This is a genomic window from Achromobacter sp. GbtcB20 (genome assembly GCF_019091095.1).
Taxonomy (GTDB): domain Bacteria; phylum Pseudomonadota; class Gammaproteobacteria; order Burkholderiales; family Burkholderiaceae_B; genus Achromobacter; species Achromobacter mucicolens.
Genome location: NZ_JAGXJZ010000478.1, coordinates 1 through 283, shown reverse-complemented (window position 1 = coordinate 283; position 283 = coordinate 1). Strand labels below are relative to the sequence as shown.

1 pseudogene is annotated in these 283 nt (G+C 63.3%); it reads right to left on the bottom strand.

The features are described from left to right. Nucleotides 1-78: 78 nt before the first annotated feature. Nucleotides 79-283, bottom strand: a pseudogene (locus KVT32_RS29835) (cell division/cell wall cluster transcriptional repressor MraZ); the annotation flags it as partial.

Genomic DNA, 283 nt, shown 5'->3' with positions numbered 1-283 from the left:
AGCGCATCTACCGCTTCGTCAAGCAGCACCGTGCGATGCTGCAGATGTGGCACCGTGTCGGGTGAGGTCATCGGTGCCTCAGAAAGAGAAGTTGGAAAGGACATCCGGCATGCCGCCGGCGACCGCCTCGGCCTCGTCCTGGGCCAGTTTGGCGGCGTCCCAGATTTCGAAGTGGGTGCCCCTGCCGAGCATCATCACTTCCTTTTGCAGCCCGACGGCGGAGCGCAGTTCGGGGGAAATCAGGATTCGGCCGGGGCTGTCGACCTCGACATCGCAGGCGTTA